Below are 25,811 nucleotides of genomic sequence, written 5' to 3'. Positions count from 1 at the left end.
CTGTTTCCGTCATCACCCCCGGCCCGCCCTATACCACCGGGTACTGCCAGAGCCCCAGCGCATACACCGCCGCAAGCAGGACCAAAACCCCCAGAAGGCCGGCGACCAACACACGCGCCGTCAGCCGCAATCCCCCGGTCAGAAGGATCACCGCCGCGATCAAGACACAGATGAGGATAAACATGACACCGCCCTATTTCGACACCAAACTGCGGCGCAAGGCCCGGTTTCAGCGCGTTGACGTCAGCGGCCGCGCAAGCCTGGGCCGAGGCCAGGCGAAAAGGGGGGCACGCCGCCCCCCAGATCCAATCTTATTCCGCCGACTCGGCTGGCGCCGCTGCTTTGTCTGCGCGCTCTTTGGCACGGGCGACAGCTTTTTTGCCGGGCGTGCCTTTCTTGGCGTTGTTGCGCTCGGCCTTGGGACGAACGCCAGCCGCTTCGAGGAAACGGATCACGCGGTCGGTCGGCTGCGCGCCCTTGCCGAGCCATGCCTGAATGCGCTCGAGGTCCATTTTCACGCGATCTTCGGCGTCCTTGGCCAACAGCGGGTTATAGGTGCCCACCTTCTCCAGAAAACGGCCGTCGCGCGGCATACGGCTGTCGGTGACGACAATGGCGTAGAACGGACGCTTTTTCGAGCCGCCACGGGCCAGACGGATTTTGGTAGCCATGATGATTTCTCCTTGGTTTGGCTTACAGGCGCCCCAAACCGGGGTCGCCAATTCTAATGTCAGCTTTGCAGTTTCTCGTGGTGACGGATCACCTCCGAGATGATGAAGTTCAGGAATTTCTTGGCAAATTCCGGGTCGAGATCGGCCTCTTTGGCCAACCATTCCAGCCGCTCGATCTGCCGCGCTTCGCGCGCCGGGTCCGAGGGGGGCAAGGCGTGTTCGGCTTTCAACTTGCCGACCGCTTGGGTCTGGTTGAAGCGCTCGGCCAGCGTATAGACAAGGATCGCGTCAATCCGGTCGATGCTTGCGCGATGTTCGGCCAAGAGCTGCTCGGCACGGGTTGTTACGTCGTCGGTCATGCGGGCCTCCGCCGGGGTTGGTGTGTCATGCATAAGCCTCCATGCCGCCGTCACCCAGATCGGCGCGCGCCGGGTGGCGCCAGATCGTGGACGGGCCGAACTGGGCGTGGACAAAGCCACCGTCGCGGGTGCAGCCCATGCGTTGCGCCAGAAGCTCCGACCGGGTGTTGCCATCCAGCGTCATGCTGATCGCCGTGTCCCAGCCAAGGATGTCATAGGCATAGCCGCGCGCCGCCAAGGCGGCCTCATAGGCATAACCCTTCCCCTCAGCGTCAGCGCGCCACAGGGTCCAGCCGATTTCACGCTCGGGCCAGCCTTCGGGGAAATAGGGGCCACAGGTGCCAAGGGCGTTGCCTGTCGCCTTTTCTTCCAGCACGAAAAACCCGTAGCCGCGATGCACCCAATGCCCGGTCATGTGGCAAAAGCCGCGCCAGGCCAGGTTGCGATCGACCGGGCCGCCGGTGCCTTTGGCGCGGTCACTGGCGCTGTAAGCGGCGAAGTGGTCGAAATCATCGGGCCGAAAGCCGCGCAAGATCAGGCGGTCTGTTTCCAGACGCGGGATCAATGCCTCAAAGCGTTCGGCGAGCGTGGTCATCGTTTCTTGCCCAACCCCAGGCCAGACAGACCACCCGGCAGGCCGCCGCCCATGCCCGGCATGCCCGGCAACCCGGCGCCACGCTGCATGGCGGTTTGCGCGGCCTTCATCGCTTCGGGGTCAGCCAGTTGCTGCTTCATCGCGTCCAGATCGGCACCGCCCTTGCCGAACATGCCCTTCATGGCCTGTTTCAGCATGCCGCCCTTGCCCATCTTCTTCATCACATCGGCCATCTGGCGATGCATTTTCAGAAGCTTGTTCAGTTCGGATACCTCAAGCCCGGCACCCTGCGCGATGCGTTTCTTGCGGCTGGCCTGCAAAAGCGCCGGGTTGGCGCGTTCCTTCTTGGTCATCGAGTTGATCAGCGCCACCTGACGCTTGAGCATCTTGTCATCCAGCCCCGCCGCCTCGGCTTGCTTGGACATCTTGCCCATGCCCGGCATCATCCCCATGACCGACTGCATACCGCCCATCTTCTGCATCTGATCCAGCTGCTGGCGCAGGTCGTTCATGTTGAACTGGCCTTTCTGGAAGCGCTTCATCATGCGCTCGGCCTGCTCCGCCTCCAGCGTGACCTGTGCCTTTTCCACCAGCGCGACGATATCGCCCATGCCCAGAATGCGCCCCGCGACCCGCTCGGCCTCGAAACTTTCCAGCGCGTCGGTTTTCTCGCCCATGCCGACAAAGCGGATCGGCTTGCCGGTCACCGCGCGCATACTGAGCGCCGCACCGCCGCGTCCGTCACCATCCATCCGCGTCAGAACCACGCCGGTGATGCCGACCTTGCTCTCGAATTCGGTGGCGACGTTGACCGCATCCTGCCCGGTCAGACCATCGACCACCAACAGGGTTTCACGCGGGTTGACCGCATCGCGGACGGCCTGAACCTCGTCCATCAAGACTTCGTCGATGTGCAAACGGCCCGCGGTATCCAGCAGATACACGTCATAGCCGCCCAAGGTCGCCTGCTGCTTGGCGCGCTTGGCGATCTGCACGGCGCTCTCGCCCTTGATGATTGGCAAGGTGTCGACGCCAATCTGAGTGCCCAGAATGGCCAATTGCTCCATCGCGGCGGGGCGGTTGGTGTCCAGCGACGCCATCAACACGCGCTTGTGCTCGCGCTCTTTCAGGCGACGGGCCAGCTTTGCGGTGGTCGTGGTCTTGCCCGAACCCTGCAAACCGACCATCAACACCGGCGCGGGCGGATTGTCGATCTTCAGCTTGCCGGGGTCTTCGTCGCCGCGCAGCGTGGCAATCAGCTCGTCATGGACGATCTTGACCACCTGCTGACCCGGCGTGATCGACTTCGTGACCGCCGCCCCGGTCGCCTTGACCTGCACGCGCTTGATGAAATCACGCGCCACCGGCAGCGAGACATCCGCCTCCAGCAACGCGGTGCGCACTTCGCGCAGCGCCGCGGTCACATCCTCGGCAGTCAGCGCACCCGCCTTGGTCAGACGATCAAACACGCCACCCAGGCGCTCGGACAGATTCTCGAACATGGCACGACCTTTCTGACGGTAGTGTTGTCGACGGCACTTTGCGCAACGGAGAACGGCACCCGTGGGCGCAACGCGCTGACGGATGGCGATCCCCGCTCTCAAGCGATGGGACCGGACGCTTGGGGCATCCGGGGAATTCACAGGTCAGCTATGCGCCCCAAGGCAAAGAGTCAAGGAAATCTGCCCAACCGCCCCATTTCATCTTGCCATCAATACTCTGCGGGGGTGAATTGTCCGTCAGGACAAGAGGGGGCGCAAAGCCCCCTGCCCCTTCGAGAAAAGGAACGCGCAACGCGCTCATGTTGGTTGTTGCCGATCATAACCCCGCCCGCCACATCCGTTTCGCCTATGTGAACTGGGGCTTGATGATCGCCTGCGTGCTGGTCTTCATCCTGCGCATCCCCTGGGATAATTTCGCCTTCACGCCGGCGCATCTGCATCTGATCGGCGGCGTCAAGGCGCCGGGCGGCGCGCCCGAGATCCTCGGCACGATGGTCAGCTATATCTTCCTGCATGGCACACCGATCCATCTGGCGGGGAACATGCTGGCGCTGTGGGTGTTTGGCGACAATATCGAGGACAGCATGGGCCATTGGCGGTATGCGCTGTTCTTTCTCCTGTGCGGCATGGGCGGCGCGGGGGCCGAGGCGTTGTTTTCCAACAGTCCGATGGTGCCGGTTATCGGCGCTTCGGGGGCGATTGCCGGGGTGATGGGTGCCTATCTGCTGCTGCACCCGCGCGCCCGGGTGCTGGTGCTGGTGGCGTTTCGCGTGCCGGTTCTGGTGCCGGGGGGTGGTTGTGGGCCTGTCGGTGGCGCTGGATCTTGTTGCTGCCGTGTCACCCGCCATGCCCTCGGAGGTGGTGATCGCGTTCTGGGCCCATATCGGCGGCTTCGCGGTGGGGGCGGCGTTGATCACCGTGCTCAAGCGCCGCGATGTGCCCTTGATGCAGCCGCCAAGCGCCTATCCCGAAGGCGGGTTTCTGGGGCTGGGGCGGTTCGCGATTGATCTGGGCCATGACTCACGGCCTTTGGGGTCCAAGGTCGCCTTTTGGGTCAAGGCGCTGCTGTTCTTCATCCTCATCACGATGGGCGTTGAATGGGTGTTCGGCTGATCTTGAAACCGGCGCGAGAATCCGCGACAAGACCGCATGATCACCGTTGCAGCGCTCTATCATTTCACCCGTTTCCCCGATCCCGCCGCGATCAAGGGGCCGCTGGCGGCCTTGTGCCGTGCGCAGGGCGTCAAGGGCTCGTTGCTGCTGGCCCCTGAGGGGATCAACGGCACCATCGCCGGGCCGCGCGCCGGGATCGAGGCCGTTCTGGCGCATATCCGCGCCCTGCCCGGTTGCGCCGATCTGGAGTGGAAAGAGGCCGAGCATTCCGAAATGCCGTTCGGCCGTATGAAAGTGCGGCTGAAGCGCGAGATTGTCACCATGGGGCAGCCCGATGTGGACCCGCGCGCGAAGGTTGGCCATTATGTCGCGGCGCAGGAGTGGAACGATCTGATCGCCCAGCCCGATGTTGCGGTGATCGACACGCGCAATGATTACGAGGTGGCGATCGGCAGTTTCAAAGGCGCGATCGACCCCCACACCACCAGCTTTGGCGAGTTTCCGGCCTGGTGGCAAGCCAACAAGGACCGCTTTCACAACAAGCGCATCGCGATGTTCTGCACCGGCGGCATTCGCTGCGAGAAATCGACGAATTATCTGCTGTCGCAGGGTGTTGACGAGGTGTTCCACCTCAAGGGCGGCATTCTGAAATATCTTGAAGAAGTGCCCGCCGAGGACAGTCTGTGGCATGGCGGCTGTTTCGTGTTCGACCAGCGCGTTGCGGTGGGACACGGGTTGCAGCCGACCGGGCACCTGATGTGCCACGCCTGCCGCCGCCCGCTGGACGTTGCCGACACCAAACGCCCGGAATTCGAGGATGGCGTGCAGTGCCACCACTGCGTCGAGGAGTTCGACGCGCCGCGCCGCGAAAGGTTCCGCGAGCGGCAACGTCAGATCGCGTTGGCCGAGAAACGCGGCGCGTTACATCTGGGGCGCTAGCGGCGGCGCGGCCGGATTGGGCGAAAATGCCCGGCAAGAGGTCGGATTCGCCGCAGTGCCGGAGCGCAGATCGGCGCAGGATGACCAAAACACGAGGCCTCCATGACCGATGAACCCGGCTATTCTTCGTCCCCCTGCTTTGCCCATGAGCTTGGCGCCGAACCCGCCCTGACCGCGGCAGAGGTCAGCGCCTGGCGCAAAACGGCGCGGGCGGCATTGATCGAGGCACGCCTGGCAGTGCCCGTGGCAGAACGCCAGAGCGTCGCCGCCGAGGTCGCCGACGTCCTGAATCGTGTGATTGACCCAAGGCCGGGGGTGATCATCAGCCTCTATTGGCCGTTTCGCGGGGAATTGGACCTGCGCGGCTGGATGCAGGGCGCGCATGAGAAGGGCGCGCGCATTGCCTTGCCGCTGGTGGTCGCCAAGGCGCAGCCGCTGATGTTTCGTGAATGGTGGCCCGGTTGCGAGATGGAGCGCGGCGTGTGGAACATCCCCAACCCGGCGAACACGCCGGAAATCACGCCCACGGTGGTGCTGTCGCCGCTGGTCGGGTTCGATCCGGCCTGCTACCGGCTGGGCTATGGCGGCGGGTTCTTTGACCGGACCCTGGCGGCGCTGACCCCGCGCCCGATGGTGATCGGCGTCGGGCATCCAGGCGCGGCGATCCCGACGATCCACCCGCAGCCGCATGATATCCCGATGGACATGATCGTAACCGGATCAAGCGCCGGGCGGCTGATTCGCCGTTTGCCGTAGGGTGCGTGCTTGCACGCACCGTGGCCCCGTTGGGTGCGTGCTTGCACGCACCGTGGCCAGCGTGACGGAAGGTGCGTGCAAGCACACACCCTACCAGTGTTCTTCCTACCGAAGTCCGGCCAGTAAGGTCGCCGCGTAGAACAGCGCAGCCGACAGCGCCGCCGTCGCCGGCACCGTGATCACCCAGGCCATCATGATGGTCATCAGATGCGAGCGACGGACCACCTTGCGCCGCGTTCGCTCCTCGACCGGAAGCGCCGACATGTCGCGGTTCTCTTTCAGGATCTTCTCGTGATACCACTCGCGATAGAAGCCCACGCCAAAGATGCCGCCAATGGCGATATGCGTCGAGCTGACCGGTAGCCCCAGCCACGAGGCAAAGATCACCACCACCGCCGCTGACAGCGCCACGCACCACGCGCGCATCGCGTTGAGGCGGGTGATTTCCGAGCCGACAACCTTGATCAGCTTGGGGCCGAACAGCACCAGACCAAACGACAGGCCGACCGCCCCGACGACCATCACCCAATAGGGGATCTCCACACGATCACCCGAGGCACCATCCTGAACCGCGTGCACGATGGCGGCCAGCGGGCCGACCGCATTCGCCACATCATTCGCGCCATGCGCAAACGAGAGCAACGCCGCCGACAGCACCAGCGGGATCGAAAACAGCACTTTGAGCGATTTGCTGCGGTTCTCCAGCCCCTCCGACTGCCGACGGATGATCGGCCGCATGAGGAACACCAAGGGAATGGCGATCGCCAGGCCAATCAGCACCGAGTCACTCAAGGACAGATGGACCAGCTTCTTGAGGCCTTTCATTGCCATATAGGTGGCGAACACACCGCCCATGATACCGATCATCACCGGAACCCAGGTGCGCGCCGCAGCGATCTTGTCGTCGCGTTCAATGATCCTGTTGTTGATCACCGCCAGGAACAGCGCCGCGATAAGCCCGCCCAGAACCGGCGAGATCACCCAGCTTGCCGCAATCGCGCCCATCACCGGCCAGTTCACCGCCGCGAACCCCGCCGCCGCGATGCCGGCGCCCATCACACCGCCGACAATCGAATGCGTCGTCGAGACGGGCGCGCCGAGCCATGTCGCCAGGTTGATCCACAGCGCCCCCGACAGCAACGCCGCCATCATCGCCCAGACAAAGATCTGCGGTTCCGCAACGCTCTCGGGCGAGACGATGCCGCGCGAGACGGTGCTGACCACATCGCCCCCGGCCAGCAACGCACCCGCGGTTTCGAACACCGCGGCGATCACCAGCGCGCCGCCCAGCGTGACGGCCTCGGCGCCGACCGCGGGGCCCATGTTGTTGGCCACATCGTTGGCGCCGATGTTCAGTGCCATATAGGCCCCGACCACCGCCGCCAGAACCACGACCCATGTCCCCGCCGTGGCCCCCATCAAGGTTGCCGCCGCAAGCCCGGCCATCACCATGAACAGCAAGGCGACGCCCGGCGCGACCAATGGCCGCGAGGTAAAGGCCGTGGCCTGTTCCAGCAGGCTTATGCGTTTGAGGTCCTTGTCGAGTGTCTTGATGGCTTTGGCAGTTTCGTCGATGGTCGAGCGCATCGAATTCTCCAGGCTGGCATCACGGTTTTGTCACGCGCCACCTACTCGGAATGCCCTTCGATCACAACAGGAATGCTCAGACTTTTTGCAAGAGAGCCCGGAGTGAGGGTTCTGAAACACGCTTTACCGCATCGGCCGGGGTGAACCAGGCCCGCGTGCGGCGCGTTTTTTCGGGCCAGTCATCGGCCAGATCCTCGACGTCAATCCGGTACAGCAGACAGCGGCACGACACCGGGATGCCGTCCTTGACCATCTTGCTATAAACGAAATCACCCTCGGATTTGGGGTGGAGCGTGCCGCGCACACCGGCCTCCTCCCAGGCTTCCTGCTCCGCGGCCTCGGCAAGGGTGCGCCCGTCCATCGGCCAGCCCTTGGGCACGATCCACCGCTTTCCTTTCGCGTTCGAGATCAGCAAGACCTCGGGGCCCGAGGACCCGGGCTTCACGCACAAGGCACCCGCCTGAACGAATTCAGGCCGACGAAAAACCGGTTGGATATAGTTTTTGAAAGTCGCCACTGCTGCTTGTTTCATATGAAATGCACATCCTCAAAGACTGCCCCGATTGTCGGGGTCATTGTTGTTGTTGTCCTATTTTTCCGAAATTCCGGTTAAATCATGCACTTATTCGCCGCTTTCGTCAACTCGACCGCGCAAGGACTTGATCGAGCCGCGCTTGGTCTTGGCATCAATCCGCCGCCTTTGACTGGAATAGGTCGGTTTCGTCGCGATCCGGCGACGCGGGGCGACAAGCGCCTGCTTGATCAGATCAGCCAGCCGTTCGCGCGCAATCTCGCGGTTGCGCGCCTGACTGCGCGTCTCCTCGACGCGCAACACCAGCGCGCCATCGGCGCTCCAGCGCCGCCCGGCCAGCCGTTTGAGCCGGGATTTCACCGCCGGAGTCAACGCCGGGCTGCGCGCTGCCTCGAACCGCAATTCGACCGCCGTCGAGACCTTGTTGACGTTTTGGCCGCCCGGCCCCGACGAGCGGGTGAAGGATTCGGCCAGTTCCCAGTCTTGGATGGTGATGTCGTCGTTGATCCAGAGCATTTTCAAGGTCCAATATCGAAGGGCCGCCCGATGTACGAGCGGCCCTCTCGAGCTTCAGGAGATGGAGCCGGTTAGAACCGAGCTCAATCAAAAAGGGCGCGCACCCAACGGGCTGCCGTCAACTGGCGTTCCCTCCGACTGTTCCGACACCTTTCTCCAATATCACTCTAGACACTGGATCACCTCCTTTCAACTGGTTGAACTCTAAGGTGATGGTGCCACAATTCTGATATTTGTCAAAAACTATTTGCCCGGTGTTTCAGGTCAGTTTTCTGACGATTGCGCGAAACGGTGCCAGCGCAACCAAACTCAGGGCCAGTTTCACCAGCCAGTCGGCGACCGCAAGCGAGACCCAAAGCGGCGCCATCGGCCCGAACCCCAGCAGCGGCAGGGCCTCGGTTGCCCAGCGTGTATCGTTGCCCGGCTCAAGGATTGTCAGCGCCGCAGAGAAGGCAATCGTGAAGAACAGCGCCGTATCCAGCGAAGAACTGACCAGCGTCGAGATCAGCGGTGCTTTCCACCAGACACCGCCGCGCAGCCGGTCGAACAGCGCGACATCAAGCATTTGCGCGCACAAAAACGCCAGCCCCGAGCCCAGCGCGATGCGCAGCGTAACAGCGGGATAGGTGTACCCGTCGCCCTGAAACAGGATTTGCGTGCCGATCAGCGAGCAGGTGACGCCAACCGCGAACCCTGCCCAGACCACGCGCCGCGCCGCCGCCGGGCCATAGACGCGGTTCATCACATCGGTGACGAGAAACGCGAACGGATAGGTCAGCGCGCCCCAGGTCAGCCAGTTGCCCAGCAGGAATTGCACAAGAATGTTCGAGGCGACGACAATCGCGGCCATGGCAAGAATGCCGGGAAGGTGAAATCTGGTCATGGTTCCATCCGTTTTGACAAGGTGTTCGGAAACTTGGTCGCCCCCGTGGCGACGCGCCCCCGTACTGCTGCGGCGCGGTTCGTGCAAGAGGTGTTGAACACGCAGGCCGTAATCAACTCTGGGAAAATGACGCAGCGGTGTTATCGTGAATGCACTTGTAATCGGCCCTGCCAAAGGAAGATTTTCATGCCTGCATTTTCAACCAAGTTCAAACCGCTGTCGAAATCCGGTCCGATTGCCCTGTTCGCCCTGTCGCTTGCCGGGTTCGTCCCGGTGCCGGGATTCGCGCAGGAAACTCCGCCCGACGCCGAAGTCGAGGTAGAGGTAGAGGCCGCGCCCGATGTGCTCCCGCTGGAATCGGACGCCGCGGCAACCGAGGCGCAGCCCGATCAGGCCCAAGGCGATGCCGTGGCCGAAGTGGCGGACGCGCCTGCGGTCTTTCCTGCGGTCTTTACGGTCCTTGAGGGTCGCCTCGGCCTGACGCTGCCCGCTGATATTCAGGTCAGCGACCTGTCGGGGGATGACGTGCAGACCTGGGCGACGCTGGCGCATCCCGAGTTTCCGGATCTGGCGCATACCGCCGTGGTGGTTGCGCATCCGGGTGCCGATATCGAGGCGATCACCACCGCCATTACGGATCGGTTCAATTCGATCGAGGCGGTCACCGAGGGGATGCATCAGGAGACACCGGTCTGGGTGATCTCGGGCCTGTCGTCGCGCAGGCCGGATGGGTCGCGCCCGCAGGATGACGGATCGCACGCGCAGATCATGGTGACGCAAAGCTGCCTGCCAGACGGAGGCCCGGCGCTGTTTGGCGTGGTTTCCACGCGGATGCGCGCCGCACCCGATGTGCTGGCGGCGATCCTGTCGACCGTGGCGCTGACCCTGCCCGATGACGCGGCACCCTGCGCCGATGCGATTGGCGCGGCGATCATGGCGCTGCCGCTGGGCGACATCGACCGGCCAGAGCCCGCGCCAGAGGTTGCCGCTGCGGCGAATTGGGTGCCTTATGAACGCTTTGGCATCCAGTTGCTGGCCCCCGAGGGGATGCGTGTGCGCCGCGACCGCGACACGGCCCGGCAGCGCGAATATTGGCTGACCAACACCGATGAGGACACCTCGATTGGCGCCGATACGGTGCTGCGGGTCTTCACGCAGGCACAGCGCGCCGAGGTGTCCACCGATCCGACCAACAGCCCGGAATTCGCGGCAACCCTGTCGCGTCTGGGGGGAGCCGACGTGGCACTGACCGATGAAACCGTGCAACTGGGTGACACGGTTCTATCCGTATTTCGTGGCCGCGAGATGGAAACCGACGAAGGCATCACCGCCGAACGGCGGCTGACCTATCTGATCAATTCGCGGCCCACGGCGACGGGCTTGAACCCCTGGATCGCGATCAACACCTTTGGCCTGACCGAAGCCGACGCCATCGCCTATGAGCAGCAAACCATGGCCGGCTTGGCGCTGGCCGATGCGCCGATGTATGATGGCGTTCGCGTGGAATCATTGTTGGCGGATACGGTGCGGATTGCCCTTCTGCCCGGTCAGAGGGTGGCCAATCTCGAGGATCGCGGCGCGTTGATGTTGCTCGATATCGCCGACGAGTCCGATCCTGACCGCAGCCACACGCTTTACGCGGTCGAGGGTTTGCCCGATATCCGGCCCGCCCTTGCGGATGCGATAAACCGCCGGTTGCCTCGGATCACCGCCATCACCCAGAGCACCGTCGATGGCGTGCCGGTGTGGATTTTCGATGGTGGGTCCGACCGTAGCCCCTCGCAAGGTCCGATGCCCGACGGGCAAGTGTCACCGGCGCGTGTTGTGGTCTCGCACCTGTGTGCGCCCGGTGATCGCGGGCCGCTGCTGATCGGGGTTCTGACAACGCAAGAGAGATTTGATCAGGCGGGCGGCTGGGAGGGGATGATGGCACCGGTGCGGGTGTCGATGCCAGAGCGCAGCGTGCCTTGTCCGGCGACACTGGCGGATATCCTGGCGACAATCACGGTGACCGGCGCCGCTGCACCGGCAACGCCGGAACCGCCCGTCGCGCGCACCGTGAAGCCGGGCACACCGCCCAGTGTCTCGGTGGATCCCGAAATCGCCGCCTGGGAGGCCGCACGCGCTGCCGATACCGTGCAGTCGATGGAGGCCTATTTGCGCGACCACCCACAGGGTGCTCATGCCGGCGAGGCGCGCGACCGTTTGGCGGCCTTGACCCCGCCGCCGCCCACACCGGAAATGCTGGCCTGGGCCGAGGCCGAGGCGCAAGACACGCCCGCCGCAATGTGGACCTATCTGAAAGCCTACCCACAGGGGATGCACGCGCGCCTGGCGCATGAGGCGCTGCGTGGCTATGCGATGCCGCAAGCCCCTGCGCCTGCCCCTGCCCCTGCCCCTGCGCCAGGCAAACGCGGCTAGGGCAGGTTTGAACCGACACCGCGCGGCACCCTGTCATCGGGGCCGCGCGGTTTTGTCCGGTCCGTACCCCTTGCCAAAGCCGCGCGGGCGTTGCACCCCTTGGCAAAGCCCTTCGACACCGAGGACACAGTCATGATCACCGAGAAACCCGGCCTGATGAACGCCATCCGCGACCGTTTCGCGCATGTCGACACCTGCCCCTTTGACGGGCCGCGCATCTTCTTTGAAAACGCAGGCGGCGCGCTGCACCTGAAATCAGTGGTTCAGACCTCGGCGTTTTATGCCAGCCTGCCGGACAATCAGGGCCGCCCCAACGCCGCCTCGCGCGCGCTGAACGCGGCAATCGACAAGGGCAAGGCCGATATGCGGCTGTTCCTGAACGCGCCGACCGGGCAGGTGTTTGTCGGCGAAAGCGGCAGCGAGGTTCTGTTCCGGCTGGTGCGCACGGCGACGGTTGCGGCACCCGAGGGCGGGGTCATGCTGCGCTCATCGCTGGAGCATCCGGCGATGGGATCGGCGATGCAGCATTGGGCCGGGGTGACGGGGCGCGCGTTGCTGGAAGTGCAGCACGACGACGCGACCGGCACGGTCAGCCTTGAGGCCTACAAGGCGATGCTGCGCCCGGATATCCGTGTAGCGTCGATCATCCACACCTCGCCGGTGACCGGCATGGCGGTGGATGTCCCGGCGATTGCCGCGGCAATTCGCGCCGTCGCACCCGAGGCGCTGATCATTGTCGACGGTATCCAGCACGCCAGTCACGGCCCGGTCGATGTGACCGCCTACGGCATCGACGGCTATGCGCTGTCACCCTACAAGGTGTTCTCGCGGCACGGATATGGGGTCGGCTGGGCCTCGGATCGGCTGAGCGCAGGGCCGAAGGAGCATATCATCGGCGGCCCGGCCACCAATTGGGAGCTGGGCACGCGCGACACCGGGGCCTATGCGACCTTCTCGGATGTGGTCGCCTATTTCGACTGGCTGGGCACGCAGTTTTCCGACAGTTCAGACCGCCGCGACCGGCTGGAGGCGGCGGGCCGGGCGATTGCGGATCACGAACATCGGCTGGTCAAAGCCGTGCTGCAGGGCACCGGCAACGCGCGCGGGCTGGCCGAAATGCCGGGCGTCACGCTGATCGCCGGGGATGCCGTCGAGGGGCGCGAGGGCGTGGTGTCGATGCGGCTGGAAGGCTGGGATACGCTGAAACTGGTGGAGTTTCTGGGCGAACGCGGCATTCGGGTGCATATCCGCAAGGCCGACCATTTCAGCGGCAACGTGCTGCGGCCTTTGGGGCTGCCCGATTGCGTGCGGATCTCGTTTTGTCATTACAACACGACGGGCGAGATCGCGCGCCTGCTGGCGGCAATGGAAGAGGCGATCGCGGCCGGGTAAAGGCAGGGTCTCTGGGGTACGGTGCGTGCAAGCACACACCCTACAGGACATTGGTAGGGTGTGTGCTTGCACGCACCCTCGCTAATCGACAAAGGCCTTTTCCACCGCAAAATGACCGGGTGCGGAATTCGCCCCCTCGCGCAGCCCGAACCCCTCTAGCAGCGCGGCCACATCCTTGTTGAACGCCAGCGAGCCGCAGACCATCGCGCGATCTGTCTCGGCCGTCAGCGGGCCGGTCAGGTCAAGATCGGCCAAGGCCTTCCCGCGCGCCAGAGTGTCGGTGATCCGCCCCATACGGGGCGACGGCTGGCGGGTTGTCGTGGGGTAGTAACGCAGCTTTCCGGCGATCATCTCGCCAATCAAGGGATCGTCGGACAGCCCCTCGATCATGCGGCGGCCATAGGCCAATTCGGCGACATCGCGGCAGGTGTGCATCATCACCACCTGCTCATAGCGCTCCCAGGTTTCCGGCTCGCGCAGCAGGCTGGCAAAGGGCGCGAACCCGGTGCCCGTCGCCAGGAACCACAGCCGTTTGCCGGGCAAGAGCGCGTCATGCACCAAGGTTCCCACCGGTTTGGGCCGCAGGATGATCGGGTCACCCGGCTGGACATGCTGCAAGCGGCTGGTCAGCGGCCCGTCGGGCACCTTGATCGAATAGAACTCCAGTTCATCATCCCACGCCGGAGAGGCGATGGAATAGGCGCGCAGCACGGGTTTGCCCTCGGCATTGGGCAGGCCGATCATCACGAACTGGCCAGAGCGGAACCGCAGGCTGGCTGGCCGCGTCACGCGGAACGAGAACAGCCGATCCGTCCAATGCGTCACGGCGGTGATGGTTTGCAGATCGGGGCGCAGTTGCTGGTTCATGCGGCTGCCCTCAGGCGTTTGCGGTAATCGAATCCCTGCCAATCGCCGCGCGCCAGCCATTGCGCCTCGGGCTGGCGGGCGGCGAGGGTCTGATCAATCTCGACCTCGTCAAAGCCCGCGCGCCGGGCCATTGTGTATTGATCCGCAACAACATGACCCTGCGCCCGCAAACGCCCGGCAAAACCCAGCCGCCGCAGATGCGCGGCCAAGGTGAAGCCCCGGCCATCGGCAAACGACGGGAAGGCAATACGGATCGCGGTGACGCCCTGCAATTGCCCCTCGAGTGCCGACAGATCGACGTCCGAGGCGAGATCGAACCAGTCTTGCGCAAAATCATCCGGGCCAAACCCGGAATCGGTGACGATCACACTCATGACGCTTTCCTTCTGATCACGCGGCCATTCTCGAAATGGATGCCGCATTCGGTTTTGTCTTTTCCGCGCCAGCGCCCGGCGCGCGGATCCTCGCCTGCCGCGACCGGCCCGGTGCAGGGCGCGCAGCCAATCGAGGGGAAACCGCGCGCCACCAGCGGGTGCCGGGGCAGGTCGTGTTGGGTCATGTAGGCGCCGATGCTTTGCGCGTCCCATCCGGCCAAAGGGTTGATTTTCACCGCCCCCGAGGGATCGCGCTCGAACATCTCCAACCCCGAACGCGCGCCGCCTTGCGCGCGTTTGCGGCCTGAAATCCAGCTCTCGAAGCCGTGCAGCGCTTTGGTCAGCGGCTGTGTCTTGCGCAGATCGCAGCAGGCATCGGGGTCGGCGTGGTGCAGGGTGGCGTCAGGATCCCCGGCAAACAGCGCCTCGCGGTCGGGGTTGATAATGCGCAGATCGCTCAGGTTCAGCCGCTCGGCGACGGCGCGTTGATAGGCCAGCGTTTCGGGGAACAGCATCAGCGTGTCGAGGAACAGGACCGGGGTTTGCGGCGCGATGGTGGACACGAGATGCAGCAGCACCACCGAATCCGCGCCGAAGCTGGAAACCAGCGCCACCCGGCCCAGCGCGCCCGACAAGGAAAAGCGCAGCGCGGCCTGGGTGTCGCCCGAAAAGCGCGCGTTCAGGGACGAAAGATCATTCGGCATCGACCGGCTCCTGCTCATACAGCGCGGCCTTGAACGGGGTCAGGCCAAGGCGGCGATAGGCCGACAGGAAGCTCTCCGCCGGGCTGTCGCGCAGCGCCAGATAGGCGCGGATGATGCGCTCGATGGCCGGGACGATCTGATCATAGGCAAAGCCCGGCCCGGTGCGGTCACCCAGATGCGCATCCTCGGAGCCGTCACCGCCCAGCGTGATCTGGTAGTTTTCCACGCCCGCGCGGTCGAGGCCGAGAATGCCGATATGCCCGACGTGGTGATGCCCGCAGGCGTTGATGCAGCCGGAAATCTTGATCTTCAGCGGGCCGATGTCATGCTCCAGCTTGAGCGCGTCGAAATGCGTGGCGATTTCCTGCGCCACGGGGATCGAACGCGCGGTGGCCAGCGCGCAATAATCCATGCCCGGGCAGGCGATGATATCCGAGATCAGCCCGACATTCGCCGTCGCCAGCCCTTGCACGCGCAGCGCCTTGTGCAGCGCGGGCAGATCGGCGCGGGCGACATGCGGCAGGATCACGTTCTGCTCATGGCTGATGCGGATTTCGCCGTGGCCATACGCCTCGGCAAGGTCGGCAATCAGGCGCATCTGATCGCTGGTCGCATCGCCCGGCGTCTCGCCATGCGCCTTGAGGCTGAGGGTGACGATCGCGTGGTTGGGGTCGCGGTGCGGATGCAGGTTGGTATCGGCCCAGGCGCGAAACACCGGGTCGGTGCGATAGGCGGCCTGATAGGCCAGATCGCAGGCGGCGCGCAGGTCAGGGGCTTTGAACATCGCCTCGATACGGGCCAGTTGCGCCAGCGTCGCAGCGGTGTCGAACTGCGGCGCGATGGTTTGGAACCGGGCCTCGACATGGTTGCGAATCGTGTCGATGCCGTTCTCATGCACGGTGATCTTGATGCGGGCTTTGAATTTATTGTCGCGCCGTCCCAAGAGGTTGTAGGTGCCGACAATGGCCTCAAGATACGGCAGCAGGTCGGCCACGGGCAGGAAATCGCGCAGCACCTTGCCGATCATCGGCGTGCGGCCAAGGCCACCGCCAACGATCACTTCGAACCCCGGCTGGCCGTTCTGGCGCACCATGCGCAACCCGATATCATGGGCCTTGGTCACGGCGCGGTCGGTTTCAGAGCCGGTCACCGCCACCTTGAACTTGCGCGGCAGGAACTGGAATTCGGGGTGGTCGGTGGACCATTGGCGGATCAACTCGGCAACCGGGCGCGGATCGGCGATTTCATCCGCGGCGGCCCCGGCGAAATGGTCCGAGGTCACGTTGCGAATGGTGTTGCCCGAGGTCTGGATCGCGTGCAGTCCGGCCTTGGCCAGTTCATCGAGAATATCCGGCACATCCGCCAGCCGGGGCCAGTTGTACTGGATGTTCTGCCGGGTGGTGAAATGGCCGTAGCCCTTGTCAAAGCGGTCGGCGATTTCGGCCAGTTTGCGCATTTGCTGTGGGTTCAGCGTGCCATAAGGGATCGCCACGCGCAGCATATAGGCGTGCAATTGCAGATAAAGGCCGTTCATCAGGCGCAGCGGGCGAAATTCATCCTCGGTCAGCGAGCCGTCGATGCGGCGCTGGACCTGCGCGCGAAACTGGCGGTTACGCTCGGTCAGGAAGTCATGGTCGAAGCTGTCATAGACGTACATGGGGTGTTCCTCAGGCGGCGTTCGAGGCGGTTGCCTGCTTGCCGTGCGCGTAATTCGAGGGGCCGCGGCGGCGGAAATCCTCGCGGAAATGGACGGGCTGCGGGCCAGAGGCACTCTGGCGCACGTCAGCCAGGTAACAGCCCACCACCTCGGCGGTTTGGGTGTCGGCATGAGCAAGCGCGATTTCGGCGTCGGTCTTGTCAGTCAGGACCAGCGCCTGTTCCAGATGGCGGCTCCAGGTGTGGGCGGCGGTCAGATAGACCACATCGCCATCCAGCAGAGCATTGGCGGTGACGACAACGGCATAGGGTTTGCGGGACATCAGGCCATTTCCTCGAGCAAGGTGGGGAGGGTTTCGGCGGCTTTTGCCGGGGCAAGGCCGAACAGGGTCAGAACCGGGCCGCTGGGCGCGGCGGCGGCGAGGTCAGCGGTCAGGCGATCCAGCCGGGTGGCGAGGATGCGCTGATCCGGGCGGCTGGCGTTTTCGACCAGCGTCACCGGCGTGGCCCCGTCCGCGCCATGCATCAGCAGGCGGCCTTGCAGGAAACGGGCGGCGCGCTTGCCCATGTAGATCGCCGCGACCGAGCCGTTGCGGGCAAGGCTGCGCCAATCGTGATCGGCAAATCCGTTGATGTCATGCGCGGTCAGAAGGCGTAGGTCCGAGTTGCGCCCGCGCTGCGTCAGGCTGCGGCCAATCACGGCGGCGGCGGCAGAGGCGGCGGTGATGCCGGGGGTCACGGCCCAATCAATGCCGGCCTCGGTCAGCGCCTCGGCTTCCTCATCAAGACGGCCAAAGACACTGGCATCGCCGCCCTTGAGGCGCAGGACATGCGCGCCGTTCCGGGCGTGCCGGATCATCGCGGCGTTGATCTGGTCCTGCGGGGTCGAGGGGCCGAAGCCCTCTTTGCCGACCGGGATGAACTGGGCCTCGCGCCGCGCCAGCTCAAGGATCGCGGCGGGGACGAGGCGGTCATGGATCACCACATCGGCGCGGTCCAGCAGGCGGCGGGCGCGCTGGGTCATCAGTTCCGGGTCGCCCGGCCCCGCGCCCACCAGATCGACGCGGCCCTGCGGCTCGCCCGCCTCAAGATGGCGGCGCAGAATGTCGTGCAGGGCGTGCTCCAACAGTTCCTCGCCCACTTCGGCCAGAACCTGCGGGCCGGTTTCGAAATAGTAATCCGCCCAGAAGTCACGACGACGGCGGCCTTGCGGGAGGGCCTCGGCGTGAGGGCGGAACAGCTTTCCGGCGCGGGCCAGAGGGCCGAGACCTTGCGGGAGCTTTTCCTCGAGGTCGGTCTTGATCGCCCGGGCCAGAACCGGGGCCGCGCCCTCGGTGCCGATGGCGATGGTGACGGGGTCGCGGTCAACAATGGCGGGGGTGATAAAGGCGCTGGCTTCGAGATTGTCGACGACATTGACCAACACGCCGACGCTGCGCGCGCGGGCGGCGAATTGGGCGTCGGCCTGCGCCTCGCCATGGGCGGCATAGGCCAGCGCCACGCCGGTCAGATCGTCGGCAGTGGCGGCGCGCTGGATCAGGGTGACGGCGTGCGCGGCGATCAGGGCGCGCAGATCGGCCTCGGGGGCGGGGGCGTAAACGGTCAGCCGGGCCTGCGTTTTCAGCAGCAGCCGCAGCTTGGCCAGCGCAAATTCGCCATTGCCGGCGATGGCGACGGTCTGGCCCTGAAGATCGAGGAATATCGGGAAATGTTGCATCGCGCCGCCCTTCTCACTGAGTGACGGCAATGTGGAATATTATTCCAAATCGCGCAATATACCCGCGATGAAAGGGAATATTGTCCTTTCATATGGCGCAAACCGGACGATCCATCCCGAGAACTGGCGCTGAACGTGCGGGCGTTCGCATGGCGACCCAAGCGGCGGAACGTTTGCCCTGATGGTGCGAGGCCCGCGCCCGCAAGTCAGGCCGATTCGGGACCGGCGCTAGCCTTGCGGCGTCATGACGCGGCGTTGGCGCGCACGCTCCAGGCCTAGTTGCCGCTCGCGCCAGATGATCAGAATCCCGGCCGCGATGACGATGGCCGCGCCCAGCAACATGGTCATGGTCGGAACCTCGCCAAAGCCCCAATAGCCGATCGCCAGCGCGAACATGATCGACGCATAATCGAAGGGCGCGACCAGTGAGGCATCGGCCTCGCGGTAGCTGGAGGTCAGGAAAATCTGGCCCACCCCGCCCAGCAACCCGGTCAGGATCAGGATCGCCGCTTGCCACAGGGAGGGCATCACCCAGCCGAACGGAATGGTCAGCAAAGACAGGCCCGCCGCCGTCAGGGAGAACCAGAAAACGATTGCCGAGGTTGTCTCGGTCGCCACGAGTTTGCGCACCGTGACCTGCGCCAGCGCCGCGAAAACCGCCCCTGACAGGGCCAGCATCGCGCCGAGCGCCTGAATTTGGCTGACCGAACTGCCCACCGACAGACGCGGGGACAAAACGATCAAGACCCCGACCAATCCGACAAACACCGAGGTCAGGCGAAAGGCGCGGACCTCCTCGCCGAGGAACATCGACGCGAAGATCACCACCAACAAGGGTGCGGCATAGCCGATGGCGGTGACCTCGGGCAAAGGCAGAAAGGCGAGCGCGGCAAAGCCCATCCCCATGGCCATCGTCCCCACCAATCCGCGCCAGAAATGGCCCAGCGGCTTGCTGGCCTTGAACCCGGTCCGCAATTCCGAACGCCAAGCCAACCATATGACGAGGACCGGCAGGGCAAGTAACGAGCGAAAGAACACGATCTGCCCGGGCGGCACCTCGCCGGACAAGGCCTTGATCAGGCTTGCCATTGTGATGAACATCACCACCGAGATGATTTTGTACAGAATTCCGCGGATCGGGCGCATGGTCGGCCTACACGATTGGTTCAGGCCATGGTCGCAGGTTCATCCCGCCGCAACAAGCACCCAGAGAGGTCAATTTCCCTCTGGACACCGCGCCGATGCTCGCCTAAATAACGCCCACCTGAAAGTTTGACTTTCTCCCGTGCCCGGGTAGCTCAGGGGTAGAGCAGCGGATTGAAAATCCGCGTGTCGGTGGTTCAAATCCGCCCCTGGGCACCATTTCACTTGGTGACTTTTCAAAAGACTGTTTCAGACGCCTTTGGCGGCTGTGCGACGCCCAGCCTTCAGGGCTGCACCCCGGCAACATTCCGGTGCTGCCGGGCGCGTCACGCGTGGAAAAACCGTGGGGACACTTCGCGATTGTCTACGGCGCGTTTCAAGATGGGTGCGTATCGCGCGGCCAATGCTCGTGATTCGAGCGATCAACGCCGAGAAAACAATGCGCGGGCACTCCAATTCGACACGCCATTCCGGACCGTAGAGCAACTCGCGACACGATACCCCGTGTCAATCGCCGACATCAGGCGCTGGACCTATGTCGGCATGTTTCCCGTCCATCGGGGAACGGCTGCCCACTTGTCCGTCCACGCCTCGCGCCGCGCGGACGCCTCATCCCGGGTCAGGCAATTCACGCGGGGCGCGGAACGGGCAACGCCGCGAGTGCCGACCCGCGTGAAACGCATCGGTGTTTGGCACGTTGGCGGCGCATCCCGTCCGCGACAGAATGACCGCGCGCCCGGCGACCTCGGGGCGGGGCATGACGTCACGTCAGGACGATGCCGGGTCGTTGCCACGGGCGAACACCATCCACGCCGCGTCAGGTGTGGAAACATGGACCTGGCTGCCCGGCGGCAAGGGTGCACCACTGTGATAGATCACGGCCCGGTCACCACCGATCGCCACGCGAGAGCGCACCCGGTCGGCTTCGTAATGGCTCTCCAGGATCTCGCCCGGCAGGCCGGTTTCGGCAAAGGTCTGACGATTGGAATGCGCGGCCAATGTGACACGGCTGCCCGGCACAAACTGCCCGCGATGGGGCACGATAATCTGACTGTCTGAAAGCGCGAGGGTGAGGGTGCCGTCGCCGACCGCGACAACCTCGGCCTCCAGCGCGTTGGCATCTCCGAACATGCGCGCCACAAACAACGACGCCGGATTGTGCAACACCTCGGTCGGCGAGGCGTTTTGCATGATGACGCCATCCGCCATGACGCAAACCTCATCCGCCAGCGCCAAGGCATCGTCGCGGTCATGGGTGACGATAAGCGATGTGATGCCCATTTGTCTGGTCATCGTGCGGATTTCGCCTCGGACATCGGCGCGCAATTGCGGATCAAGGTTCGACAAGGGTTCGTCCATCAACAACACCTTGGGCCGCTGCGCCACGGCGCGGGCCAAGGCCACGCGTTGTTGCTGCCCGCCCGACAGTTGCGTCACACGGCGGCTGGCCAAATGGCCGATCTGCATCATGTCGAGGACTTCGACGGTGCGCGCCCTGGCCTCGGCGCGGCGCAGCTTGAGCCGCCCATGGCGCAACGCGAAGGCGACATTCTCGGACACCGTCATATGCGGCCAAAGCGCGTAAGATTGAAAGACAATGCCGATGGGCCGATCCTCGGGGCCAACCCAGATCGGCGGGTTTGATGCGGAAACCACCGCGCCTGCCAACTCGACACGTCCCTGTGTCGGGGTTTCAAGACCGGCGATAATGCGCAAGGATGTTGTCTTGCCGCACCCCGACGGCCCCAGAAGCACGACATTCTGCCCCTCGGCAATGCTCAAAGTGATGCCCCGCAGAACATGCGTCTCTGCCCCGGACTGGGACCGATAGATCTTGTGGATACCCGTCAGGCTGACGATGTCGGTCATGGCTGTCTTCTCGGTCTAGCGGGTGAAGCGAACAAAGCGGAAAAACCCCACCAGAAACACGGCGACGATGGCAAACAGCGCCAATGAGAGCGCGGCGGCCTGCTGGGTTTCGCCGGAACTGTTGTAGAGGAAGATGCGCGACGCCAGGGTTTGCAGATCATAGGTGCTCAGAACCAGGGTGATCGGCAACTCGCGCAGCGTCAGCAAAGCAACCCAGAACCACGCGAAAATCAGCGACGCGCGCAACATCGGCACCATGATGCCCGTAAGCGTGATACCCGACGGAACGCCCAGCGTGCGGGCCGCTTGGATAAGTTCTGGATCAACCTGCGCGAAGGCGTTTTGCGTGATCCTGAACGCGGTCGCCAGATAGCGCGTGCCAATCGCCAGGATCAGCACCACGATGGAGCCATAGATCGGCAGGTACGCATGGAGGCTGAGAGCGCCGACCAGAAACATGATGGCAATGACGATGGACGGCACCGCCAGGCAACTGACAACCGCCACTTCGATGATCCGGGCCGCCTTGCGGTTCAAGGTTGCGGTCCACGCCATTGCCGAAGTCAGGCTGACCACCAGGGTCGGCACGACCAGCGCAAGCACCAGGGTCGCGCCCCCGATGTTGCGCAACTCGGCCCAGAATTGGGGGCCAAACCCGTCGAGTGAGATGCTTTGAAGCGCAGCCCAGGACGGAGGTTGCTGAACGGGGAGCAGCGCGGTCCACACCAGCATGGCAAAGGGCACCGCAAAGCCCAGCGCCAGAAAGGTGCAAAACATCAGTTTGGCGGCCCTTTGGGCACCTCGGCTGAGGATCACCGACGCAGAACGCGATTTCCCGCCCAGCGTGGCGATTGCGAAACTGCGCCGAAAGACAAGCCCTTGCACAACCATAAGCGCCAGCAGCACGATGGCCGTCATCACCCCGATGGCAGAGGCCGCGCCATATTCGGGCGCGGCGAAACTCGCCTGTGTGAACTGGTAGATCCAGGTCGCGACGACCGAAATCCGTGCCGGCATTCCCAACATTCCGGCGAAATCAAAGGTCTCGACGGCGATCACCAGAAAGAACAACGCCGTGCTGAGCAATGTCGGCAGCGTTATCGGCAGCAGGATGAAGACAAAGGTTTTCCATTTCCCCAAACCATGCGCGCTGGCGGCCTCTTCCAGCGCGCCATCGACATGCGACAGGGCGGGTGCGAGGAAATAAAACGCGGGGCCGACCATCGACAGGCCCTGAAGCAACACGATTGCCGTCATCGAGTAGACATTCATCAAGGGGTCGGTGCCACCGGTCAACGCGCGCCACCACTGATTGATCAAGCCGTTCGAGGGATTGAGCAAGAACAGGTAACCCAGCGCCACCAGGAATCCGGGTGTGGCAAGTTGGCATGTGGCGCCGATCATGATCGCGCCGCGCCAATGAAAATCGGTCCTTGCATAGAGCCAGGCCAGAGGCGTGGCGATAACGAACATCACGGCCACGCTGCCCACCCCCAGGACAACCGTGTTCCAGATGACCGACGGAAGGCGCCGCGCCTCGAGGACGCGATGGTAGTTGTCCAAACCGAGCGCGCCCGACGCATCGGAAATCAGGCTCTTGAGCACCAGGGCGAGTGTCGGGGCAATCAGCGCCAAGGCGGCGATCAGGGTCAGTGCCGTGACCAGCAGGCCCAGCAGATCAGGCCGACGCCGCCGCAGTGCCAGCTTGGCCTGCGTTGGACGGACGCTGTTTTGCATGTATCATTTCCATCACTGTCGTCTTGCGCCGGCGCACCTGTCTGATGCGCCGGAGTCGGTTACGGGTTTACAGGTCGCGCAGCAATTCGGCGACCGCTTGATTGGTGGCAAAGAAATCACCCAGCCACCAATCGGCCGACGCGGAATACAGGCCACCGACTTGTTGCGAAAAGTCATATAGATCGGTGCCCGGAACCGTGCGGCGGGGCCAATCCAGCACGCGCGCCGCGACAGTCTGGCCGCTCTCGGTCTGTGACAAGACCCAGGCGACAACCGTTGCCGCGTTCTCGTGCCCGGTGCCCGAGACAATGGCCGCATAGCGCGGAACCGCAGGGGCCTTGATGGGGGCATAGGCCACGGGCGATCCGCTGGTCAGCTGCGCATGTGACGGACGGATGCCAAATCCGATCGGGTACTGACCACTTTCAACCAGCGTGCGGATCGCCGTCGGCGCGGGTGCGATACCAACGTTCAGATCCGTGTAAAGGGTTTCAACCATCTCGAGCACACCGTCGTGACCCAAGGCGATGGCCCAGGGCGAGAACACATCCGGCAGGCTTGCGGTGACGATCCGGCCCGCCCATTCAGGCGTGAGCAGATCCTCCAACGAATGCGGCACCTCATCTTCGGTCAACAGGGTCGTGTTGTAGATGACCGGCCGGGCAAATTCGGCGGTGAAAAGCCCGTGCACCGGTGCTGCGACCTCCTCTGACGGCGCGCCAAGGGCCAGCCAATCGGTCGACGCAATGCCGCCTGCGTCGCGGATCCCCACAAGGAGGCTGGGCACCGAGACGATCAGGTCAACGCTGGGCGTGACGCCGGCGCCCAACTCCTGGATGACCTGCTGGAAATAGACCGGATCCGGCGCGCCGCTGACCAGGCGGACCGTCAGATCGACACCGGTTTCCGTCAGGATCGCCTGCCGAATCGCGGCCTCATCCTCGGCGGTCCGTGCGTCCGTGCTCACGAAAATCGACACCTGCCCTTCGGTGCGGGCGGCGTCGAGCAACGCGGACAGGCCCTCGGGCAACCCTTGCGCCTGCGCCGACGGGCTCAAAAGCGTTGCCGCCAGCGCCGCCGCGCCAAGTCTCGCCAGATTTGGAAAAATCGACATATGCGTTCCTCTCTTTGGTTGCTGGCCCGTCGCCGAACCCGTGGTTTCTGCTGATCTCATATCTCGACGTGCCGCTGATGGGGCGACACCGTGTTCAATTCGCGCGCGCCATCCTTGGTCACGCTCACGACCCCGCCGATGATCGCCCAGTGTCGGCCAAACCGGGCATCTGGTTGCAAGGAGAATGTCATGCCCTCTTTCAGCTCGAAGTCGAACGGCATGAGCTCGCCGTGGTCTGCGTGGGGATAGGCCGCCGCCCAATCCGGCAGCGCGGCGCGAATTCCGGACCCGGAGGGGCCACCGCCGAACAGGGGATTCAACGAGGCGACCTGCGGCGTAAGATGCCAGGCGCCCGCCCGATCTGTCGGCGCCTCCATGGCCTCGTAGATCTCGCGGAAACTGGCGCCCGGCCGGATCTTGGCCAGCCCGATCTCATAGCTTTCGCGGGCGATCTCGGCGCAATGGCGCGTCAAATCGGGCACGCGCCCAATCGTATAACTCATGTTCACATGGGTGTTCATTTCGGCAAAATTGGGAAAGAGCTCCGCGCCGACCATATCATCCGCCTCGATCACCCGGGGCGGATGGCCGCGGATATACCACGTCGGCTCACCCCAGGACGGATTCTCCAGCCCGGTCTGAAAGAGCATCCAGGTGACACGCATACCCAGTTTCATCTGCGCATGCATCCCGGCCGCGTAGATCTCGGTTTCCGTGACGCCGGGGCGAGTGGCCGCCATCATGGCGTTGATCGCCGCGTCGCCAGCCTTTGCGGCATGGGCGATGTTCTCGATATCAAAGGGGCTGCGCACCGCCATGAGCATCCCCAGCTCTTGCGTGATGCTGACCATTTCATAGCCGGGAAGCGCCGCTTCGACCGCTTCCCATGTGGGCTTGGGAACCCAGCCCCCACGATAGAACGGCCCGCCCCAACCGGACCCGACAATGCCCAGCCGCCCCTTGGTGATCCCCATCTCGGCCAGAATGCCGGGCGCGAGGTCCGGCACCGAGCCCGTGCGGATATCGCGCACCCAGCTGTCACTGCCACGCTCGCGGGCGACCATATTCTGCGTCGCCACCTGCGCGGCAAACGCGACCATGACCGGATCACCGTGACGCGGGAAGATGAGATGCTGATAGCGGCGGTCGTAGGTAAGATACTGACCGGCGTCATAGCGGTCGCTGCGGTCGGCGCCAAAAATCAGCAGCGCGTCGAGACCCATCGCATCCATCAGCGCGCGGGTTCGATCCCAGCGATAGGATTTCTCGGCATCCAGCATCCCGGGTTGCCTGTCCGGCCTTTCAATCTGCATGGTATCCCCTTTGACTGTGATCATACATGCAGCCTATGATCCGCAGTTAAG

25 protein-coding genes, 1 tRNA gene and 1 pseudogene are annotated in these 25,811 nt (G+C 64.1%); 7 read left to right on the top strand and 20 right to left on the bottom strand.

What is annotated here, in order from left to right; translation table 11 throughout:
• Positions 1-28: 28 nt before the first annotated feature.
• The 5 genes from VDQ28_RS07630 to ffh all read right to left on the bottom strand — a co-directional run bounded on the left by VDQ28_RS07630 (position 29) and on the right by ffh (position 3,127).
• Positions 29-184, bottom strand: coding sequence for a hypothetical protein (locus VDQ28_RS07630; RefSeq protein ID WP_323035366.1), 156 nt, complete (start codon positions 182-184; stop codon positions 29-31).
• Positions 185-311: 127 nt separating this feature from the next.
• Positions 312-671, bottom strand: a complete 360-nt coding sequence (gene rpsP / locus VDQ28_RS07625; RefSeq protein WP_323035365.1) for a 30S ribosomal protein S16 — start codon at positions 669-671, stop codon at positions 312-314.
• Between the two features lie 59 nt (positions 672-730).
• Positions 731-1,030, bottom strand: a complete 300-nt coding sequence (locus VDQ28_RS07620) for a chorismate mutase (RefSeq protein ID WP_323035364.1) — start codon at positions 1,028-1,030, stop codon at positions 731-733.
• A 25-nt stretch (positions 1,031-1,055) separates the two neighbouring features.
• A complete protein-coding gene (locus tag VDQ28_RS07615; RefSeq protein WP_323035363.1) occupies positions 1,056-1,625 on the bottom strand; it encodes a GNAT family N-acetyltransferase in 570 nt (189 codons plus the stop codon).
• A complete protein-coding gene (gene ffh, locus VDQ28_RS07610) occupies positions 1,622-3,127 on the bottom strand; it encodes a signal recognition particle protein (RefSeq protein WP_323035362.1) in 1,506 nt (501 codons plus the stop codon). The genes VDQ28_RS07615 and ffh overlap by 4 nt, the downstream gene beginning before the upstream one ends.
• Before the next feature lie 299 nt (positions 3,128-3,426).
• Between ffh and VDQ28_RS07605 the strand changes: the two are divergent.
• The 4 genes and pseudogenes from VDQ28_RS07605 to VDQ28_RS07590 all read left to right on the top strand — a co-directional run.
• A pseudogene (locus VDQ28_RS07605) lies at positions 3,427-3,894 on the top strand (rhomboid family intramembrane serine protease); the annotation flags it as partial.
• A 178-nt stretch (positions 3,895-4,072) separates the two neighbouring features.
• The gene (locus VDQ28_RS07600) at positions 4,073-4,240 is read left to right on the top strand and encodes a hypothetical protein (RefSeq protein WP_323035360.1); all 168 of its coding nucleotides are present in this window, start codon (positions 4,073-4,075) and stop codon (positions 4,238-4,240) included.
• Positions 4,241-4,276: 36 nt separating this feature from the next.
• Positions 4,277-5,179 (top strand): rhodanese-related sulfurtransferase, encoded by a 903-nt coding sequence (locus VDQ28_RS07595; RefSeq protein ID WP_323035359.1) that lies wholly within the window; start codon positions 4,277-4,279, stop codon positions 5,177-5,179.
• Positions 5,180-5,281: 102 nt separating this feature from the next.
• Positions 5,282-5,935 carry a 5-formyltetrahydrofolate cyclo-ligase gene (locus VDQ28_RS07590; RefSeq protein ID WP_323035358.1) on the top strand — a complete coding sequence of 218 codons (654 nt, stop codon included), beginning with the start codon at positions 5,282-5,284 and terminating at the stop codon, positions 5,933-5,935.
• 105 nt (positions 5,936-6,040) lie between these two features.
• On the opposite strand, the gene VDQ28_RS07585 is transcribed toward VDQ28_RS07590, so the two are convergent.
• The 4 genes from VDQ28_RS07585 to VDQ28_RS07570 form a co-directional block, all read right to left on the bottom strand.
• Positions 6,041-7,522, bottom strand: a complete 1,482-nt coding sequence (locus VDQ28_RS07585) for an inorganic phosphate transporter (protein WP_323035357.1) — start codon at positions 7,520-7,522, stop codon at positions 6,041-6,043.
• A 76-nt stretch (positions 7,523-7,598) separates the two neighbouring features.
• Complete coding sequence (locus VDQ28_RS07580; RefSeq protein ID WP_323035356.1) at positions 7,599-8,054, bottom strand: NUDIX hydrolase; 456 nt, start codon at positions 8,052-8,054, stop codon at positions 7,599-7,601.
• A 90-nt stretch (positions 8,055-8,144) separates the two neighbouring features.
• Complete coding sequence (gene arfB / locus VDQ28_RS07575; protein ID WP_323035355.1) at positions 8,145-8,570, bottom strand: alternative ribosome rescue aminoacyl-tRNA hydrolase ArfB; 426 nt, start codon at positions 8,568-8,570, stop codon at positions 8,145-8,147.
• Positions 8,571-8,829: 259 nt separating this feature from the next.
• Positions 8,830-9,453, bottom strand: coding sequence for a queuosine precursor transporter (locus VDQ28_RS07570; protein ID WP_323035354.1), 624 nt, complete (start codon positions 9,451-9,453; stop codon positions 8,830-8,832).
• 186 nt (positions 9,454-9,639) lie between these two features.
• On the opposite strand from VDQ28_RS07570, the gene VDQ28_RS07565 reads away from it, so the two are divergent.
• On the top strand, positions 9,640-11,874 hold the full coding sequence (locus VDQ28_RS07565) for a hypothetical protein (protein WP_323035353.1): 2,235 nt from the start codon (positions 9,640-9,642) through the stop codon (positions 11,872-11,874).
• Between the two features lie 132 nt (positions 11,875-12,006).
• Positions 12,007-13,266: an aminotransferase class V-fold PLP-dependent enzyme gene (locus VDQ28_RS07560; RefSeq protein ID WP_323035352.1), complete on the top strand. Its 1,260-nt coding sequence runs from the start codon at positions 12,007-12,009 to the stop codon at positions 13,264-13,266.
• Between the two features lie 81 nt (positions 13,267-13,347).
• On the opposite strand, the gene VDQ28_RS07555 is transcribed toward VDQ28_RS07560, so the two are convergent.
• The 7 genes from VDQ28_RS07555 to VDQ28_RS07525 form a co-directional block, all read right to left on the bottom strand.
• A complete protein-coding gene (locus VDQ28_RS07555) occupies positions 13,348-14,133 on the bottom strand; it encodes a ferredoxin--NADP reductase (RefSeq protein ID WP_323035351.1) in 786 nt (261 codons plus the stop codon).
• Positions 14,130-14,507 (bottom strand): DUF934 domain-containing protein, encoded by a 378-nt coding sequence (locus VDQ28_RS07550; RefSeq protein WP_323035350.1) that lies wholly within the window; start codon positions 14,505-14,507, stop codon positions 14,130-14,132. Before VDQ28_RS07550 ends, VDQ28_RS07555 begins: the two co-directional genes overlap by 4 nt.
• Positions 14,504-15,211 (bottom strand): phosphoadenylyl-sulfate reductase, encoded by a 708-nt coding sequence (locus tag VDQ28_RS07545; protein WP_323035349.1) that lies wholly within the window; start codon positions 15,209-15,211, stop codon positions 14,504-14,506. Before VDQ28_RS07545 ends, VDQ28_RS07550 begins: the two co-directional genes overlap by 4 nt.
• Positions 15,201-16,868 (bottom strand): nitrite/sulfite reductase, encoded by a 1,668-nt coding sequence (locus VDQ28_RS07540; RefSeq protein ID WP_323035348.1) that lies wholly within the window; start codon positions 16,866-16,868, stop codon positions 15,201-15,203. The genes VDQ28_RS07545 and VDQ28_RS07540 overlap by 11 nt, the downstream gene beginning before the upstream one ends.
• Positions 16,869-16,878: 10 nt before the next feature.
• Positions 16,879-17,190, bottom strand: coding sequence for a DUF2849 domain-containing protein (locus VDQ28_RS07535; protein WP_323035347.1), 312 nt, complete (start codon positions 17,188-17,190; stop codon positions 16,879-16,881).
• Positions 17,190-18,584, bottom strand: coding sequence for a siroheme synthase CysG (gene cysG / locus VDQ28_RS07530; RefSeq protein ID WP_323035346.1), 1,395 nt, complete (start codon positions 18,582-18,584; stop codon positions 17,190-17,192). Before cysG ends, VDQ28_RS07535 begins: the two co-directional genes overlap by 1 nt.
• 228 nt (positions 18,585-18,812) lie before the next feature.
• The gene (locus tag VDQ28_RS07525; protein ID WP_323035345.1) at positions 18,813-19,730 is read right to left on the bottom strand and encodes a DMT family transporter; all 918 of its coding nucleotides are present in this window, start codon (positions 19,728-19,730) and stop codon (positions 18,813-18,815) included.
• Positions 19,731-19,871: 141 nt separating this feature from the next.
• Here VDQ28_RS07525 and VDQ28_RS07520 point away from each other — a divergent pair.
• Positions 19,872-19,946 (top strand) — tRNA-Phe (locus VDQ28_RS07520).
• 549 nt (positions 19,947-20,495) lie between these two features.
• Here VDQ28_RS07520 and VDQ28_RS07515 read toward each other — a convergent pair.
• From VDQ28_RS07515 to VDQ28_RS07500, 4 genes are all read right to left on the bottom strand, one after another.
• Positions 20,496-21,596: an ABC transporter ATP-binding protein gene (locus VDQ28_RS07515; protein WP_323035344.1), complete on the bottom strand. Its 1,101-nt coding sequence runs from the start codon at positions 21,594-21,596 to the stop codon at positions 20,496-20,498.
• 15 nt (positions 21,597-21,611) lie between these two features.
• Complete coding sequence (locus tag VDQ28_RS07510; protein ID WP_323035343.1) at positions 21,612-23,333, bottom strand: ABC transporter permease; 1,722 nt, start codon at positions 23,331-23,333, stop codon at positions 21,612-21,614.
• Between the two features lie 67 nt (positions 23,334-23,400).
• Positions 23,401-24,447 carry an ABC transporter substrate-binding protein gene (locus VDQ28_RS07505; protein WP_323035342.1) on the bottom strand — a complete coding sequence of 349 codons (1,047 nt, stop codon included), beginning with the start codon at positions 24,445-24,447 and terminating at the stop codon, positions 23,401-23,403.
• 56 nt (positions 24,448-24,503) lie between these two features.
• Positions 24,504-25,760 carry a M24 family metallopeptidase gene (locus tag VDQ28_RS07500; protein ID WP_323035341.1) on the bottom strand — a complete coding sequence of 419 codons (1,257 nt, stop codon included), beginning with the start codon at positions 25,758-25,760 and terminating at the stop codon, positions 24,504-24,506.
• Between the last annotated feature and the right edge of the window lie 51 nt (positions 25,761-25,811).

Source organism: Pararhodobacter sp. (assembly GCF_034676545.1).
Classification (GTDB): domain Bacteria; phylum Pseudomonadota; class Alphaproteobacteria; order Rhodobacterales; family Rhodobacteraceae; genus Pararhodobacter.
The sequence above is the reverse complement of the archived record's forward strand: the minus strand, read 5'-3'. Positions and strand labels throughout refer to the sequence as shown.